The organism is uncultured Cohaesibacter sp., from assembly GCF_963556055.3.
Lineage (GTDB): Bacteria > Pseudomonadota > Alphaproteobacteria > Rhizobiales > Cohaesibacteraceae > Cohaesibacter.
The window spans coordinates 137,568-152,217 of the sequence record NZ_CAUVYE020000024.1 but is presented as its reverse complement, the minus strand read 5'-3'; the positions used below and the strand labels follow the sequence as shown (position 1 = coordinate 152,217).

Sequence of the window (14,650 nt, the reverse complement as noted above, 5' to 3'; positions counted from 1 at the left end):
TGGCTGCCACCCTGTTCCCCAACAATTGCTCCTCTTGAGCTCGGCCCACATCAGCTCGGAGCGATACCAGCCATCGGCCAGCCAGATTGTAATACGGTTCACTCCTTCAACGAGCAGGTCGGTGACGTCATAGCGCTGATAGCAAAGACGCTTGTCGTAGCTGGTCCAAGCCCGGTGTGAGCAGATCCTGCCCGACTCTCTTTCCGTTGATGAAAGCGCGATAGAGCCCGAGTGCCGAAATGGACAGAAAACCGCTCCCGGTTTGTTCGACCCAAAAACCTGTCGTAACAAAACTGGCTCTGTTGCCAGTGCCCTTGATCTCGGGAAGGCGCGATCATGTGCGCTTGCCACTCCACGGCACCTGTGTCTACCGATTTTGTCGAACTCATTTTCTTGCCTTCTTGTGCAGGAACTCTCGACCCACTCCCTATTTTGTGGATCGGTTTACATGGATCGTTCCACATTTCATCTTGAATTGCAAGCGCATTCCGATTATTCGTTATTGGCGAAGAGGGAGAGTGAGGCGAAATGACCAACACGAAGCTTGCCAGACCGGCAAAGGCAACAATCAAGGATGTCGCTGAAGATGCGGGTGTTTCCCGGTCTGCCGTTTCCAAGGTGCTAACCAACGCATATGGCGTCAGCGACAGCATGCGCGAGAAAGTGGAAAAGTCGATTGCCAAGCTTGGATATCGACCCAGCACCGCAGCACGTGGCATGCGCGGCAGAACCTACGCCATCGGAGTGCTTCTGGTCGAAATGGAAAACCCGTTCATGGCGGAACTTGTCGAGGGTATCCGGAAGATTCTCAATGATGCCAACTACAAGATGCTGGTCGGAGTGAGCGAGGCTCGTGTCAATATCGAAACATCGCTGATCGAATCCATGATGGATTTCAACCTCGATGGTCTTGGTGATCATTTCGCCGGGTATGGATCCGGATCTTTTGTCAGATTTCGCCCGACAATTGCCGATTGTCGTACTGGGGCAGCATGTGCCAGAGGCAACCACCTTCGATACGGTGAACAGTGACGACAGGATGGGAGCTCTATTAGCAGTCAAGACCCTCATTGAAGCCGGCCACAAGCGGATTCACATGATTTCCATTCCCGAACACGGCTCGAACTCGGACGTTTTCTGCATCCGTGAGACGGGGTATCGGGCTGCCATGGAAGAGGCCGGGCTCGGAGGGCTTGCGAGCGTTCATCGCATGAAAGGCGATACGATCCGCGATCCTTCCATTCGGGACCAACTGGCCCGCTTATTGGCTGAAGACAACCGTCCAAGCGCCTTTTTTTGCTGGAGTGACATTCACGCGCTGGAACTGATCGATCTGGCCGAACAGTCCGGACTTGTCCTGCCCGATGATCTTTCGATTGTGGGCTATGACAACAGCAAACTGGGGGCGCATTCCCGTATCAATCTTTCCAGCGTCGATCAGAAGGGGGAGGAAATGGGGGCCTTGGCTGCGAAGGCCATCCTGTCCCGCATCGAAGGGCGTCAGGATGCCGTGCATCACATCGTGCCGCCAGAGCTGATCCTGCGCAAAAGCTCGGGGCTCTGGACTGGGCAATAAAAGCCGCCCGGACGGGCTGGCTGCTGCTTGGATAGAGTTGGTGAATAGACAATCTGAACTGGAACACATCACATGGCTGAAAATGAGCACAAGGCGGCGGATGCCGAAATAGAGCGGTTGCTGGATGAGCTGACTTTGGAAGAGCAGATTTCCCTGCTGTCTGGTGAAGATGGCTGGTCCTTGCCTGCCGTCGAGCGCCTCGGGATCGGCAAATTGCGGGTGACGGATGGCCCCAACGGAGCGCGAGGCAACAGCGCGCCGCAGAATGGCAAGCCATCCGCAGCCTTTCCTGTCGGAATCAGCATCGGCTCGTCCTGGAACCCCGGGCTTGCCGAGGCGATCGGTGCGGCAATTGCTCAGGAGGTCAAGACCAAGGGGGCCCATGTTCTCCTTGCGCCAACGGTCAACATCCAGCGCTCTGTTACCAATGGCCGCAATTTCGAATGCTATTCGGAAGACCCCGAACTGACCGCAACGCTAGCTGTCGGCTATGTCAAAGGTGCCCAGGGCGAGGGTGTGGCGACAACCATCAAGCATTTTGCGGGCAATGAGTCCGAGTTTCAGCGGACCACCATCAGTTCGGTTATCGACGAACGCTCTTTGCGGGAAATCTATCTGCGTCCGTTCGAGGATGCCGTCAAGGTGGCCCAAACCTGGGGCATCATGACCTCGTACAATCGGCTCAACGGTACATACACCTCCGAGCATGGCTGGCTATTGAGTGATGTGTTGCGGCAGGACTGGGGCTATGACGGCGCGGTCGTCTCCGACTGGTACGGCTCCCACAGCACGGCAGCGACCATCAATGCCGGGCTTGATATCGAAATGCCCGGTCCGAGCCGGGATCGCGGTGCAAAGCTTGTGTCTGCCGTTCAGGAGGGCGAGGTATCTAGGGAGACCATCCGTGAGCGGACGCGCGCCGTTCTTTTGCTGATGCAGCGCTGCGGAGCCTTGTTCGATACCAAGCCTCTCATCGAGCGTTCGGAGGATCGCCCCGCGCATCGCGCCCTGATCCGAAGGGCCGCATCAGAAGGAGCGGTCCTGCTCAAGAATGAGGGAGAGTTGCTTCCGCTTGCCGACAAGGGTCAGACAATCGCGGTCATCGGCCCGAACGCAAAGCACGCTCGCATCATGGGCGGCGGGTCTTCCCAGCTCATCCCGCATTACCAGGTGTCGCCATGGCAGGGACTGGAAAACCGGATCGGCAGCGACCGGCTGCTGTTTGCCGACGGCTGCACCAATCATCGTTGGGAACCGCTTTGGCACGGCGATATTCGCGTTGATTTCTTTGATAATACGCGCTTTTCCGGCGATCCTGTTCACAGCGAGATGATCTCCGAGGCGAGCGCCTTCTGGGAACATGAATTCGCCGAGGGCAAGGTGGAGAAAGGCAATTTCTCAGCACGCCTTTCCGGCATCTTCACAGCCGAGCGCGACGGCATACACCGGTTTGGTCTTGCGACAGCCGGTTATGGCAAGATGTATTGCGACGGGCAGCTTGTGGCCAATGCATGGGACGGCTGGAAAGCGGGCAGAACCTTCTTCGAGGAAGGGTGCGATGAAGTGATCGGTGAGGTGGAACTGGTTGCAGGTCAGACCTACGACATTGTCGTGGAATTCAAGGCCAAGCAGAATATCCTGATGAAAATCGCCGCGCTCAGGGCGGGCATCGGCTTTCCCATGGGGGACGAGGCCATCAGCGAAGCAGCAAGTCTTGCAGCAAAGGCGGATACGACGGTTCTGTTCATCGGACGCAACGGCGAGTGGGATACCGAAGGCAGCGATCTGGACGGCATAGCCCTGCCGGGACGACAGGATGAGTTGGTACGGGCCGTGGCAAAAGCCAATCCGCGCACAATTGTAGTGTTGCAGACCGGCGGACCGGTGGAAATGCCATGGATTGACGACGTGCCAACTGTGCTTGAGGTCTGGTACCCGGGACAGGAAGCAGGCAACGCCATTGCCGACATGCTGTTCGGCGATGTCGAGCCGTCTGGCCGACTGGCGCAGACCTTTCCGCGCAAATGGTCGGACAATCCGGCCTTCAGCAGCGATCCTGCCATCTATCCGGGGGTAGACGGTGTTGTCACCTACGGGGAAGGTCTGATGATCGGCAATCGGCATTATGAGTCTGCCAGACTCGTTCCGTTGTTCCCCTTCGGCCACGGGCTCGGCTACACGCAGTTTGCATTGTCTGACATGAAGGTCACCGCATCGGGAGAGGGTGTGGATGTGACCGTAACACTGAGCAACAATGGCCCAAGATCAGGTGCTAGCGTTGCCCAGATCTATGTGAGAGGCCCGGTAGACAGTGGTATCAAGGGTCAGCGCTATCTCAAGGCCTTTGTCAAGCAGACGCTGGCAAAGGGTGAGCAATGCACGCTTGTCTTCCACCTGCCTGCCCGTTCCTTTGCGTGGTTTGATGCGGAGGCGGGCAATTGGCGCGTGCCTTCAGGCCGGTTCACCATCGAAGCGGGGCTGTCTACTGCCGATATTCAGGGCGTCGCTGATTGCGAGATGGCGAAGCAGACCCTTTCCAACTCGGCTCCAACCCGCTTTACGGTACAGTACATTCTAGCTGGATGAGCGCAAATAAAGCATAACACATTGACCCGCCCACATGCAGAGCATGGGCGGGTCTATTCGCGTATCGTCAGAAGGCGCTTGCGCTTTCAAAGCTGCCCAGTGCCTGCGATGTAAATGACCACCTTGCCTTTGGCGTGGCCCTTTTCGAGATAGGTCATGGCCTCGTTGACCTCGGAGAAGGGGAAGACCCGGTCTATGACAGGACGGAGTTTCTTTGCCGCCACGAGGCTGGCGGTGGTTGCAAGTTGCCCACCGTCGGCGCCCTGATGATGGCACGGGCTATCAATGATGCCGACCTTTCACAAGAAATACTGGAGACAACCCGTGACTGGATCATGATGGGTTAATTGCAGGCGGAAGTGGGACCGATAGACTGCGAAACCATCTGAAAGGTTTCCCATTGCTGCCATTCGTTCGAAACGCCGCAATTTCGTGGTCGGGAAACAGGGCAAATCATCGAAGCCTTTTGCTGACTGATCCTAGGCTATTTTGAGAATGTTTTCAGTGAGCATATCGCTGAGCAACCTTGGGAGAAGATCCTGCGCGGCGTCCACTCCGACAAGATCGATGATCCTTTCAGGAATGACATCGCGCACTTGCTACGCTTTCGCGTCGAACCGATTAGCAAGACAGGCGGGGCACGATGATAAACCACGCTTGCCTTGCTAAACAGCTCCCGTGGGGGGGGAACCGGCTAGAATTTGTATCCAATCGACAGCATCCCGGATGGCTGAAACTTGTCTTGCACTATCGGACTATCTGCAGCATCGCCAAGAAGCTGACCGACACCAGCTTCACCCCGGACCAACCAGTGATCGGTGATCTGGTAAGTGGCCGAGGCGGTAAAGTCGACACGTTTGAAACCGGCCTTGGCTTCATAGGTCGGCAAGCCTGATCGCAGCGACTGGGCTGATGAGACGCCAAAATACTCTTCCATATACTGGTCATCGGCCCATGTCGCGGAAACACCGGCTCCAATCCTAAATCGGTCAAAGCTGTGCGAGACCTCTGCTCCGATCTTTGCCTGGAGACCATCACTTCCGCCTACGATTTTATCGACCGAAGAATAGACTCCGAAATCACCAACGCGATAACCGAGTTTAGCGCCAATCACACCGCCAGCATCGATATCACCCATCCCCTTGAGATAGTCGGAATCGTCTTCCTTGCGACCCAGGTCATAACCTGCCCGAACCGCTAAACTGAACCCATTTGTCTGATAAACACTTGCAGTCAATCCGCTAGGGTCAAAAAAGATCCAGTCCTTGTAGGAAGCGAAAACCACCGGAAACGGCGTACCCTTGAATTTGTCCGATCCTTCGAATTCCGGCGAAAGCAAAGCTCCGCCCCCCAGAACCAGATTCCAGTTGTTGGGCTGATTTTCTGTTCCGCTAGACTGAGGTTCGCTGTAGATTGCTCCCTCCGACGGAAGGTTTGCGGCAAGTAGTCTTTCGGGATGACAGATAACACCCGCAACGCCGATTGATAAACTGACCTGAAGCAGCTTAAGCCCAAGCGGAACACATTTCATAGATTTTCTCCAATAAAGCCGCATTCAGTTGAACACGAAACACTTCGCCCTTGGCGTTGTAACTCGAGTGATTATCCCACGACTGCTATTTTGGTGTGTTTTGAAATGTTAAGTTTTGTTGCTGATGATGTAACAGCGGGCAAATTTCTTTATAGGGTATGGTGTTTCTGCAATGATTGTTCCGGCAGCGAAGACACTGAAAGATGGTAGTCATGATTGACATGGCCTCAGAAAGGACTGGAGACGCCTTCGCGGCTGCGCACTTGGTTGTGGTCGAGGACGACCCCGGCATCGCACAATTGCTGGCAGAACTCCTATCTGAAAACGGGTACTCAGTTTCCTTGGCTGCCTCAAGCATAGAGCTCGACAATTTGCTGAACAGGGGCCGTGTTGATCTCATCCTCCTAGATATCATGTTGCCAGGCGAGGATGGCTTCAGTATCTGCCGAAGAGTTCGAACAACCCGTAAAACTCCCATACTGATGCTCACAGCAATGGGCGAAGATACAGACCGGGTCGTCGGACTGGAACTCGGAGCTGACGACTATGTTACAAAGCCTTTCAAATCGCGCGAATTGGTGGCACGAGTTAAGTCATTGCTTCGAAGGGCATCCTACAATAATCCGCATCAAGTAACCCAGTCGGTCTTGTCTTTTCTCGGATGGAGGCTCGAGCCCAATACCCGCCAACTGTATGATCCGGATGGTGTGGAGATAACCTTGACAACGGCTGAATTTGATCTGTTGCTGGCATTTTGCCAACATTCAGGTCAGGTGATGACACGCAAAAAGTTACTGACACTGACGCATGCGGGATCAGCCGGTCCGGTTCCTCGCAGCATTGATGTTCATGTCAGCCGCCTGCGTCAAAAGCTTGAACCTGATGCAAAGGAGCCGAAATTGATCAAAACTGTGCGTCTGGGAGGCTATTTGTTCACTCCGACGATTACGCGGCTATGATGTTCACTCGCCTGAATTTTTCATCGATGAGAACGCAGATTTTCCTGTTGGCAGTGATCCCTATAGCCCTGCTCGGTTTTTTTGCGTCCATTCACGGTACGTTGCGCGAGGCGCGTCATGAGCAGCAGGAAGCGCTGTTGTCTCAGGCGGCGAAAATCCTTCTGATTGCAAGTCAATGCGCCAATTATTGTTCTGAGGGGCAACCAAAGCTCATTGAGGATGCCGCATCACGACTTGGATTGTCCGTCAGGGTAACTGACGATTTGAGTTCCAATGATATCGATCTTAGGTTTCCTTCACATGTCAATAATGATGATTTCAATAATTTTATTGAACAAATAAGCCGCAAGATTAGTAGTAAGGACACAGATATAATAAAAATAAGAATCAGCGATTCAAACTCTATTGTTTTATATAATAAATTAATTCAGAACGAATACCAAGTAGGGTCATTTTTACCGGTTATGATTCTTACATGCTTAGTTATTCTGCCAATTTTACTCCTTTCTTACTATTTGAGCTATATTTTCACCGCTCCAATTTCTAAATTTGCGGAAGAAGCACAAAGGATCAGCGCGCTTGAAGACACTCAAGAGCTGTTTGAAACAAGAGGGGCCTTGGAATTTTGCAGTTTGAGAGACTCTCTCAACACGATGCAAATGCGTGTCAGAGGCATGGCGGAAAAAAGAACGATGATGCTCCGTTCTCTCGGACACGATCTTCGCACGCCGCTAACGCGCTTGCGCATGCGTGCGGAACGGTCGCTCGATCCTGACTTGAGGCAATTGCTTTTGCGCGACATCTCAACTCTGACGTCCATGATCGATGAGACCATGCTGTATCTGAAATCCGTTGAGCCAGACTCCCCGGACCTGCTTAAGAAAGTAGATCTGAGCAGTCTTTTGCGGACAATCACTTCCGATTTTACTGATACCGGCGTATCAGTTTCATTTTCCGGTCCAGTTCGCCTTGTGTGCAAGTGCCAACCACGCAACATAACACGGGCTGTCGCAAACCTGATCGACAATGCCGCACGGTATTCGGATAAAATAGAACTTGTTCTGGCTCTTTCAGGCCAGGGGGTCATTTCAATTCAGGTTCGAGATTTCGGGCCGGGGCTGGATGACGCTCTCAAAACGCACGTCGTCGAGCCGTTCTTCAAGGCCGATCCATCGAGGCGAGCGGACAAGGGTGGGCTTGGATTGGGTTTATCAATCGTGCGCGGCATTGCCCAAGCACATGGAGGACATCTGACGATCAGAGACAATCTCCCTCATGGTCTGATCGTGGAAGTAGCGTTTCCTAGCCAGGGAAGTGATCCGCAAAGCTGAGATGGGCGCTAAATAATTGGATTATGCTACCGGACGATGGAGTGTCCGCTGATGCCTTGAACTTCGGTAAACGAACGCTTCCTTCCCGACCATGCCGTTGCAACAAGTACAAGTTTCACGAACGTCCGCATCGCAGTGATACTGCAGGAGCAATGCAGCATGGCTGCATGTCTGATTCCCGCCCGTTTTACCAATTCACCTTGCCTGTGGAAGTGCGCAAATGCACGAGTGTTGTCTATTGCGGCCTAGGAGAAAGTCTTCCGTGAGGAAGTTCTGAGTTGGTCATCACCTAACTCTGTTCAATGTCCTGTAAACGGTCGGTCTCGAGACTGCGAAGATTTCGGCCAAGTCGCTGATAGAGTGATCCCCTGTCTCATGCATCCGTTTGAGCCCATTCTGTTGTTTCGGAGATAGCTTCGGCTGTTTCCCGCGCAGCTTACCTTTGGCTTTGGCAATTGCCATGCCTTCCCTCGTTCGCATTCGGATCAGGTCTGCCTCGAATTCGGCAAAGGTGGCCAGAATGTTGAAGAACATCTTGCCCATTGGGTCTGCTGGGTCATAGATGGATTGTCCCAGGGCCAATTTTACACCCTTGCTTTCCAACTGGTCAGCGATTGAACGGGCATCAGGAACGGATCGTGCCAACCGATCCAGTTTTGAAACAATAAAGGTGTCGCCTTCTCGGGATGCAGCAAGGGCTCTCTGGAGGCCGGGGCGGTCCCGGTTGGTTCCGGTCAAACCATGATCCATATGAATGTTCTCTTCCGAGACGCCCAGATCTATCAGAGCCGTTTTCTGGACCATCAAGTCTTGTTTGTCAGTGGAACAGCGAGCGTATCCGATTTTCATGGTGATTTGTCCGTAAAAGGGGCCTTGAATGAGAATTAAATCGTACCACTCTTACGTTACAAATCAAGTGAAGAGAATTCCTCAGATTGATGAATGTTGAAAAATGTACGATGAAGGATCCTCTTACGGACAGGCGAGGGATGCATGATGATTTAAATGAGGCAACCTAATTCTTCTTGACATAGTTAGGTAGCAAACAAAAAGGCTTTCACTTGCAAACTGGCCACCATTAATCCACCGGCGGTTGGGTCAAGAGATATCACTTCGCTGCGCGCTCGGTCATAGAGGCAACGCTGCGACCTTCGTGTAGAGGGCCCTGAAAGGGGATTTGGACAACCGTAGGTCAATACGGTGGACGACGTCTCCATGACAATAGGTGAGTTGAGTGCGATTGCGGGGGCGCCCATGGAACCGAGGGAAGGTTTTCTTGCCAACCCCTGATCTGGAGTTCTTGATGGAACGCTTGCTCAGAGCTTGGGTTTCATTCCGCAGATGGTGACGACCTGGCAGGCCAATCGAGAAAATGCGCGAAAGGGTACCCCTGTTGATGGTCTCTTCAACATGGGATGTTCAATGAAACATCTCTCTCGTGTACGGCGATACTGGATTGTAACCTGCAGCCTAAATTTCTAAAGATTAGAACACTGGCAACATATTGATATAGTTGAACTACTTCTGAAGTTGGCTTTTTCTCTGCCGGATCAGAAAGCTGGCAATTTCGAAATCGATCATTTGACGTCGTTTGCTTTCTGTATCCACCACTAGGTCTTCCCAAACAGTGTTTGCCCGTCTTCGTTGTGAATGCTGTCACTAAACGATTATTGCAGTCATCTCCGGTTGATCAGCAAGAGTCCCAGCAGTTTTTTTGGCGACAATGACAAATCCCTCGAATTCATGCTCAAGGCAGGATACCCTGTTTTCAAGTAGCTGCATAGCCAACTACACTTCTGCACCTTTTTGTTGACAAAAACTACTTTACCAAGAACGTGCCTTGGTGTGAGTAGGGCAGTCTCGCCTCTTCAAAAGGCCGATTAGGATGAGAGTTCCTTTTGGCCAACCAACCGATAGCTGGTGCTGCGCCCACCACCTTCATTCTGAACAAAGATGTCCCACTCGAGAAGAGCCCGGATATCTCTAAGGGCGGTGTCGTTGGAGCAATCGGCAAGTTTGGCGTATTTTGAAGTGTTCATATAACCCTCCCAACGATCATCGAGAATGCGATTGATGATCTGTCGCTGCCTATCGTTGATGGGATTGCTTTTGATGTGATTCCACAGTTGCGCTTTATACAGGATGTGCCCGAGGGCTGTCTCTGCATTGCTTAAAGCGTGTCCCAGACAGTTCAGAAACCATCCCAGCCAGCCGGTGATGTCCAAATCTCCGCGCTGTTGCTTTTCCAGATATATGTAATAGTCCTTTCTTTCCCGCTCGATCTGCGTGGAAAGGCTATAAAAGCGATCAGGCAGACCATCGGCGCGAGCAAGTGCCATGTCACATATTGCCCTAGCTATTCGACCGTTGCCATCTTCGAATGGATGGATGGTGACGAACCACAGATGGGCGATGCCTGCCTTAAGAACCGGGTCGATACTTCCTTTGCTCTCGAACCAGGACAAGAAAGACTGCATTTCCGTTTGGAGCCGTGTTGCGTCTGGAGCCTCAAAATGGACGTTCTCGTTACCTATAGGCCCCGAAATAACCTGCATGGGTCCCGCTTCAGCTGGACGCCATCCCCCAACTAATATGCGATGCATTCCACTTCGTCCGGTTGGGAACAAGGCGGCATGCCAACCAAACAGGCGTTCCTCGGTCAGAGGCATTGCATGATTGCGGGTCGCATCCAGCATCATCTCGACAACACCATCGATATGTCGACTGACAGGAACCATGCCGCCGACGTCTATTCCAAGTCGGCTGGCAATGGAAGACCTGACTTCCATACGGTCCAGATTTTCGCCTTCGATCGCAGAAGATTTGACGATGTCGTTCGTGAGGGTTTCGAGGCTTGCTTCCTGCCGCAGATCAAATCCAAGACTTTCCATACGACCAAGTAAACGTCCTTGACGATACCGAATGTCCGCGAGGTCGAGTGAAATGGCCTCGGCATCCCAGCGAAAATTGGGCCAGTCCTGTCGTTCATGGATCCACGTATTGCTCATCTCACATCCTGCGGCGAAATTGCGGCATAATCGCCGCAAAATTTAATGAGAATATGCATCCCATTCGCCGCAGGGTCAAGGATTTGTTTGTAACTGAGCGTCGAAAAGAAAAGGCATATTTAAAAGGATACCGTGTGTTTCAGAGGTCCACTTCGGTTCAGTCATCGATCCCCTTTCGGATGCTGCATTTAATTTAGAATATAGTTTTTCGAGGGGCTGACAGGCTTTATAGAAAAAAGCCAGGCAATCCTATAATCGCGTCGAGCATCCATCCGTGAGATTGTCACAATTGATCAGCATGAGCGGACCAACTGTGCCGTCGTAACGATAAGAAACCACACGGTCGTTATTGCTCTCGCGTACTATTGATTAGTCCTGCTTATCACCTCATGCGCATCAAAGTGCATATTACGGTTGCCTTTAACGGCCTAAAATCTCTCAGCAATACATAAGTGAATCCAGTTGAACTTTCGAGGCATCAAGCCTGTTGCCGGGGCGGTGATTGATTTTCTCGCCGAACGAAAAGCAGGCATTTCGGTATGTTCGAAGCCAATGAACAAGCCATCCAGTTGGTCCCTCGGAGCACTAGAACAGAAAGCCTCTCTGTACCCGCAAACACCCTTTCCAGTTTCGGGTTCAGGCAGTGGGCTTAACTGGGTATGTCAAAGCAAAAAGTTTGAGAGGCTATTAACAACATGACTGATATCAGATATTCCGACCCGGGCGGTCGTGGACACGAACGGCTTAGGCCACTCCTTCATACCGTCGGAACTATTGCAGTTGCAGCTTTGGCCTGGGCAACGCTTGCTTCGTCATCCTCTGTTGCTCAGTCCGTTAGCATCGACTCAGGATCATTGCGCGGCGTTACCGAGGACGGTGTCACAAGCTTCAAGGGAATCCCCTTCGCCGCCCCGCCAGTTGGCGACCTTCGCTGGCGAGCACCCCAACCCGTAGCGCCGTGGGGTAATGAACTCGATGCGAGCAGTTTCGGCAAAGATTGTGCGCAGATACCATTCGGCGGTAACGGGGAAACGCTGTTGCCGAATTCTTCAGAAGACTGCCTCTACCTCAATGTTTGGCGTCCCTCAGACACTGATACCGATGCGAAGCGTCCGGTGATGGTCTGGATTTACGGCGGTGCATTTCTGGTCGGTAGCGGGGCTCGGCCCAGCTATGATGGCGCTCAGTTCGCCAAGGATGGCATCATTCTGGTGACATTCAATTACCGGCTCGGGCGCCTGGGCTATTTTGCCTTCCCGGCCCTGACACAGGAGTTCCCGGACGAACTCAAAGGCAATTACGCATATATGGATCAGATCGCGGCCCTCAAATGGGTGCAACGGAATATTGCATCATTTGGTGGCGATCCTAACAATGTCACGATTTTCGGGGAGTCGGCGGGTGGTGTCTCCGTGCATACGATGCTTTCCTCTCCTCTGGGACGAGGTCTCTTTCACAAGGCGATCATCGAATCCGGTGGCGGTCGGGATGGTATTCTGACAGGCATACCCCTGAGTGAAGACCAGCCGGGTGTCTTGTCGGCGGAAACGATCGGTGTAAATTTTGCACGCGCACACGGCATAGAAGGTACAGACGCCGCAGCGCTTACCAAATTGCGCACGCTCAGCACACTTGAGATTGTTAACGCAGGCCAGACGGCACCTCGTGCTTCTGAAACATATTCTGGGCCAATTATTGATGGCAAATTGGTGGTTGAGACAGCCCAAAGCGCCTATGAAGCAGGTCGCCAGGCGCGCGTTCCGCTTATAATAGGTGCCAACAGCGCCGATTCCGGTGGTATAAGTCTTGGAAGCACGAAGGAAGAGGTGTTTTCCAGTTTCGGAGAGCGCAAAGCCGACGCCATCGCGGCCTACGATCCGGGCGGAACCCTCTCCCTTGCCACGCTCGACTCGCTAGCCAGTTCCGATCAGGTCCAAGCTGAACCGGCTCGCTTCACCGCCAGAGCCTTCGTGTCGCAAGGCAATCCTGCCTATGTGTATCGTTTTTCCTATGTTGCCACGGCAATGCGTGAGGCACTTCCAATCGGGGCGCCGCACGGATCCGAAATTCCCTATGTTTTTGACACTTTGGGAACGAACGCCTATGGGCCCCCCACCCCACCGTCAACCGCCAAAGATCAAGCTGTTGCCGATGTGATGCATGCCTATTGGGTTAATTTCGCAAAAACAGGAAACCCGAATGGACAGGGCCTTACCAACTGGCCAGCTTACGATCCCAATATGGATGAAATCATGGATTTTCGACCGGATGGATCGCAGTTTGCCGGGCTCGATCCCTGGAAGGCGCGTCTGGATGTGAACGAATACGCCTCGGAACAGGTAAATCACTGAGAGATAATGGCCGCAGGAATAATTGGGCTCGTATCACACGGGCTCAATTATTCCTGCAATGATCTAGAAAAAATTGCTTGGAAGAATAAACTCGATGAAAGTTAACGCTTCAGAGCTAGAAAGCGAACTCCTTGCGTCCTGGACTCAATTCCGTGAAGCTTTAGTACGCGGAGACACTGATGCTCTCAGAACGCTGCTGAATGATGATTTCACACTCGGCCATATGACTGGTTACCTGCAACCACGGCAGGAATGGTTGAAGGAGATAGAGGCGGGAGAAGCTGTATATCATTCCATTCAAGATGCTGAAGTCACTGTCCATCTCGAGACAGAAAACCGTGCCACTATAATCGCGCGCACAATAACAGACGCAACCGTTAGAGGCGCAAAAGGCCAATGGCAGATGAGCTTTGTGACTGAGTTTATGAGAAGACCTGGCGGCTGGGTAGCAATGCAGACCCATGGTTCAACCTGGTGACAAGACCTCATGCAGATTGAAAAGCGTAACCAATAAGGAAGAACAGCAAATGACACAGGGAATTGAAGGAAAAGTCGTTGTTATCACCGGAGCAAGCAGTGGTCTTGGAGCTGAGACCGCGCGGCATCTTGTTCAAGCAGGTGCCAAGGTTGCCTTGGGTGCTCGTCGCCTAGACCGGCTCGAAGCCCTGGCCGGTGAGCTGGGCGACGAGAATTGTGTCGCCGTCAAGGTTGATGTGAGTGATCGCGAGGCAGTTGCCGCATTGGTCGATCAAGCGGTCAAAACTTTTGGACACATCGATGTGATGATCAACAATGCGGGTATCATGCCGCTCGCCCCCCTCGAATTTCTCCGCTTCGAGGAATGGGACCAATGTGTCGATGTGAATATCAAAGGTGTTCTGTGGGGCATTGGTGCCGCTCTTCCGCACTTTAAGGCGCAAAAGTCCGGTCAGTTCATCAACGTCTCGTCGGTTGCGGGTCACAAGGTCGGACCCGGCGGCGTGGTCTATTCGGCTACCAAGACGGCGGTGGGTGTGATCTCGGAAGGGCTTCGCCAGGAGGTCAAGTCCTACAACATTCGCACCACAGTCCTTTCTCCGGGGGCCGTCGCAACGGAGCTACCCGCCTCGGTCAAGGCCGAAGGCTTAGCCGAAGGTGTGGCACAATTCTATGAATCCACGGCCATCCCGGCGTCGAGCTTTGCGCGCTGCGTTCTCTTTGCGATGAGCCAGCCAGAGGATGTCGATATCAATGAAATCCTGTTCCGTCCGACCAAACAAGATCTTTGAGATAGTCATAACCTACGGTGCCCCGCTTCTGGCGGGGCAC

At 52.8% G+C, this 14,650-nt stretch carries 12 protein-coding genes and 1 pseudogene; 8 read left to right on the top strand and 5 right to left on the bottom strand.

The annotated features are described in order from the left end of the window. A pseudogene (locus tag ACHZB8_RS17040) lies at window positions 1-389 on the bottom strand (alpha-L-rhamnosidase N-terminal domain-containing protein); the annotation flags it as partial. Window positions 390-528: 139 nt separating this feature from the next. Here ACHZB8_RS17040 and ACHZB8_RS17035 point away from each other — a divergent pair. The 3 genes from ACHZB8_RS17035 (at window position 529) to ACHZB8_RS17025 (ending at window position 4,162) form a co-directional block, all read left to right on the top strand. Continuing rightward, a complete protein-coding gene (locus tag ACHZB8_RS17035; protein WP_316862070.1) occupies window positions 529-1,032 on the top strand; it encodes a LacI family DNA-binding transcriptional regulator in 504 nt (167 codons plus the stop codon). Next, complete coding sequence (locus tag ACHZB8_RS17030) at window positions 947-1,576, top strand: substrate-binding domain-containing protein (RefSeq protein ID WP_316862068.1); 630 nt, start codon at window positions 947-949, stop codon at window positions 1,574-1,576. The genes ACHZB8_RS17035 and ACHZB8_RS17030 overlap by 86 nt, the downstream gene beginning before the upstream one ends. Before the next feature lie 72 nt (window positions 1,577-1,648). After that, on the top strand, window positions 1,649-4,162 hold the full coding sequence (locus ACHZB8_RS17025) for a glycoside hydrolase family 3 C-terminal domain-containing protein (protein ID WP_316862067.1): 2,514 nt from the start codon (window positions 1,649-1,651) through the stop codon (window positions 4,160-4,162). Between the two features lie 86 nt (window positions 4,163-4,248). On the opposite strand, the gene ACHZB8_RS17020 is transcribed toward ACHZB8_RS17025, so the two are convergent. Together ACHZB8_RS17020 and ACHZB8_RS17015 are read right to left on the bottom strand one after the other, a co-directional pair. Beyond that, window positions 4,249-4,386 (bottom strand): zinc-binding dehydrogenase, encoded by a 138-nt coding sequence (locus tag ACHZB8_RS17020; RefSeq protein ID WP_394706213.1) that lies wholly within the window; start codon window positions 4,384-4,386, stop codon window positions 4,249-4,251. Between the two features lie 470 nt (window positions 4,387-4,856). Next, window positions 4,857-5,693, bottom strand: coding sequence for a MipA/OmpV family protein (locus tag ACHZB8_RS17015; RefSeq protein ID WP_316862065.1), 837 nt, complete (start codon window positions 5,691-5,693; stop codon window positions 4,857-4,859). Between the two features lie 212 nt (window positions 5,694-5,905). Between ACHZB8_RS17015 and ACHZB8_RS17010 the strand changes: the two genes are divergently transcribed. Together ACHZB8_RS17010 and ACHZB8_RS17005 are read left to right on the top strand one after the other, a co-directional pair. Next, on the top strand, window positions 5,906-6,652 hold the full coding sequence (locus ACHZB8_RS17010) for a response regulator transcription factor (RefSeq protein ID WP_316862064.1): 747 nt from the start codon (window positions 5,906-5,908) through the stop codon (window positions 6,650-6,652). Continuing rightward, window positions 6,649-7,983 carry a HAMP domain-containing sensor histidine kinase gene (locus ACHZB8_RS17005; RefSeq protein WP_316862063.1) on the top strand — a complete coding sequence of 445 codons (1,335 nt, stop codon included), beginning with the start codon at window positions 6,649-6,651 and terminating at the stop codon, window positions 7,981-7,983. The genes ACHZB8_RS17010 and ACHZB8_RS17005 overlap by 4 nt, the downstream gene beginning before the upstream one ends. Window positions 7,984-8,268: 285 nt before the next feature. Here ACHZB8_RS17005 and ACHZB8_RS17000 read toward each other — a convergent pair whose 3' ends face one another. Together ACHZB8_RS17000 and ACHZB8_RS16995 are read right to left on the bottom strand one after the other, a co-directional pair. Further along, the gene (locus ACHZB8_RS17000; protein ID WP_316862061.1) at window positions 8,269-8,832 is read right to left on the bottom strand and encodes a recombinase family protein; all 564 of its coding nucleotides are present in this window, start codon (window positions 8,830-8,832) and stop codon (window positions 8,269-8,271) included. Between the two features lie 1,031 nt (window positions 8,833-9,863). After that, window positions 9,864-10,991, bottom strand: a complete 1,128-nt coding sequence (locus ACHZB8_RS16995) for a Fic family protein (RefSeq protein WP_316862059.1) — start codon at window positions 10,989-10,991, stop codon at window positions 9,864-9,866. 695 nt (window positions 10,992-11,686) lie between these two features. Here ACHZB8_RS16995 and ACHZB8_RS16990 point away from each other — a divergent pair. The 3 genes from ACHZB8_RS16990 to ACHZB8_RS16980 all read left to right on the top strand — a co-directional run bounded on the left by ACHZB8_RS16990 (window position 11,687) and on the right by ACHZB8_RS16980 (window position 14,610). After that, complete coding sequence (locus tag ACHZB8_RS16990) at window positions 11,687-13,342, top strand: carboxylesterase family protein (protein WP_316862058.1); 1,656 nt, start codon at window positions 11,687-11,689, stop codon at window positions 13,340-13,342. Window positions 13,343-13,436: 94 nt separating this feature from the next. Beyond that, a complete protein-coding gene (locus ACHZB8_RS16985) occupies window positions 13,437-13,820 on the top strand; it encodes a nuclear transport factor 2 family protein (RefSeq protein WP_316862057.1) in 384 nt (127 codons plus the stop codon). Window positions 13,821-13,869: 49 nt separating this feature from the next. Continuing rightward, a complete protein-coding gene (locus ACHZB8_RS16980) occupies window positions 13,870-14,610 on the top strand; it encodes an SDR family oxidoreductase (protein WP_316862055.1) in 741 nt (246 codons plus the stop codon). The last annotated feature ends 40 nt before the right edge of the window (window positions 14,611-14,650 follow it).

Bases quoted from the DNA above. Each gene is read 5' to 3' on its own strand.
- ACHZB8_RS17035 (WP_316862070.1), top strand. From the start codon at position 529: ATGACCAACACGAAGCTTGCCAGACCGGCAAAGGCAACAATCAAGGAT.
- ACHZB8_RS17025 (WP_316862067.1), top strand. From the start codon at position 1,649: ATGGCTGAAAATGAGCACAAGGCGGCGGATGCCGAAATAGAGCGGTTG.
- ACHZB8_RS17015 (WP_316862065.1), bottom strand. From the start codon at position 5,693: ATGAAATGTGTTCCGCTTGGGCTTAAGCTGCTTCAGGTCAGTTTATCA.
- ACHZB8_RS17010 (WP_316862064.1), top strand. From the start codon at position 5,906: ATGATTGACATGGCCTCAGAAAGGACTGGAGACGCCTTCGCGGCTGCG.
- ACHZB8_RS17005 (WP_316862063.1), top strand. From the start codon at position 6,649: ATGATGTTCACTCGCCTGAATTTTTCATCGATGAGAACGCAGATTTTC.
- ACHZB8_RS17000 (WP_316862061.1), bottom strand. From the start codon at position 8,832: ATGAAAATCGGATACGCTCGCTGTTCCACTGACAAACAAGACTTGATG.
- ACHZB8_RS16995 (WP_316862059.1), bottom strand. From the start codon at position 10,991: ATGAGCAATACGTGGATCCATGAACGACAGGACTGGCCCAATTTTCGC.
- ACHZB8_RS16990 (WP_316862058.1), top strand. From the start codon at position 11,687: ATGACTGATATCAGATATTCCGACCCGGGCGGTCGTGGACACGAACGG.
- ACHZB8_RS16985 (WP_316862057.1), top strand. From the start codon at position 13,437: ATGAAAGTTAACGCTTCAGAGCTAGAAAGCGAACTCCTTGCGTCCTGG.
- ACHZB8_RS16980 (WP_316862055.1), top strand. From the start codon at position 13,870: ATGACACAGGGAATTGAAGGAAAAGTCGTTGTTATCACCGGAGCAAGC.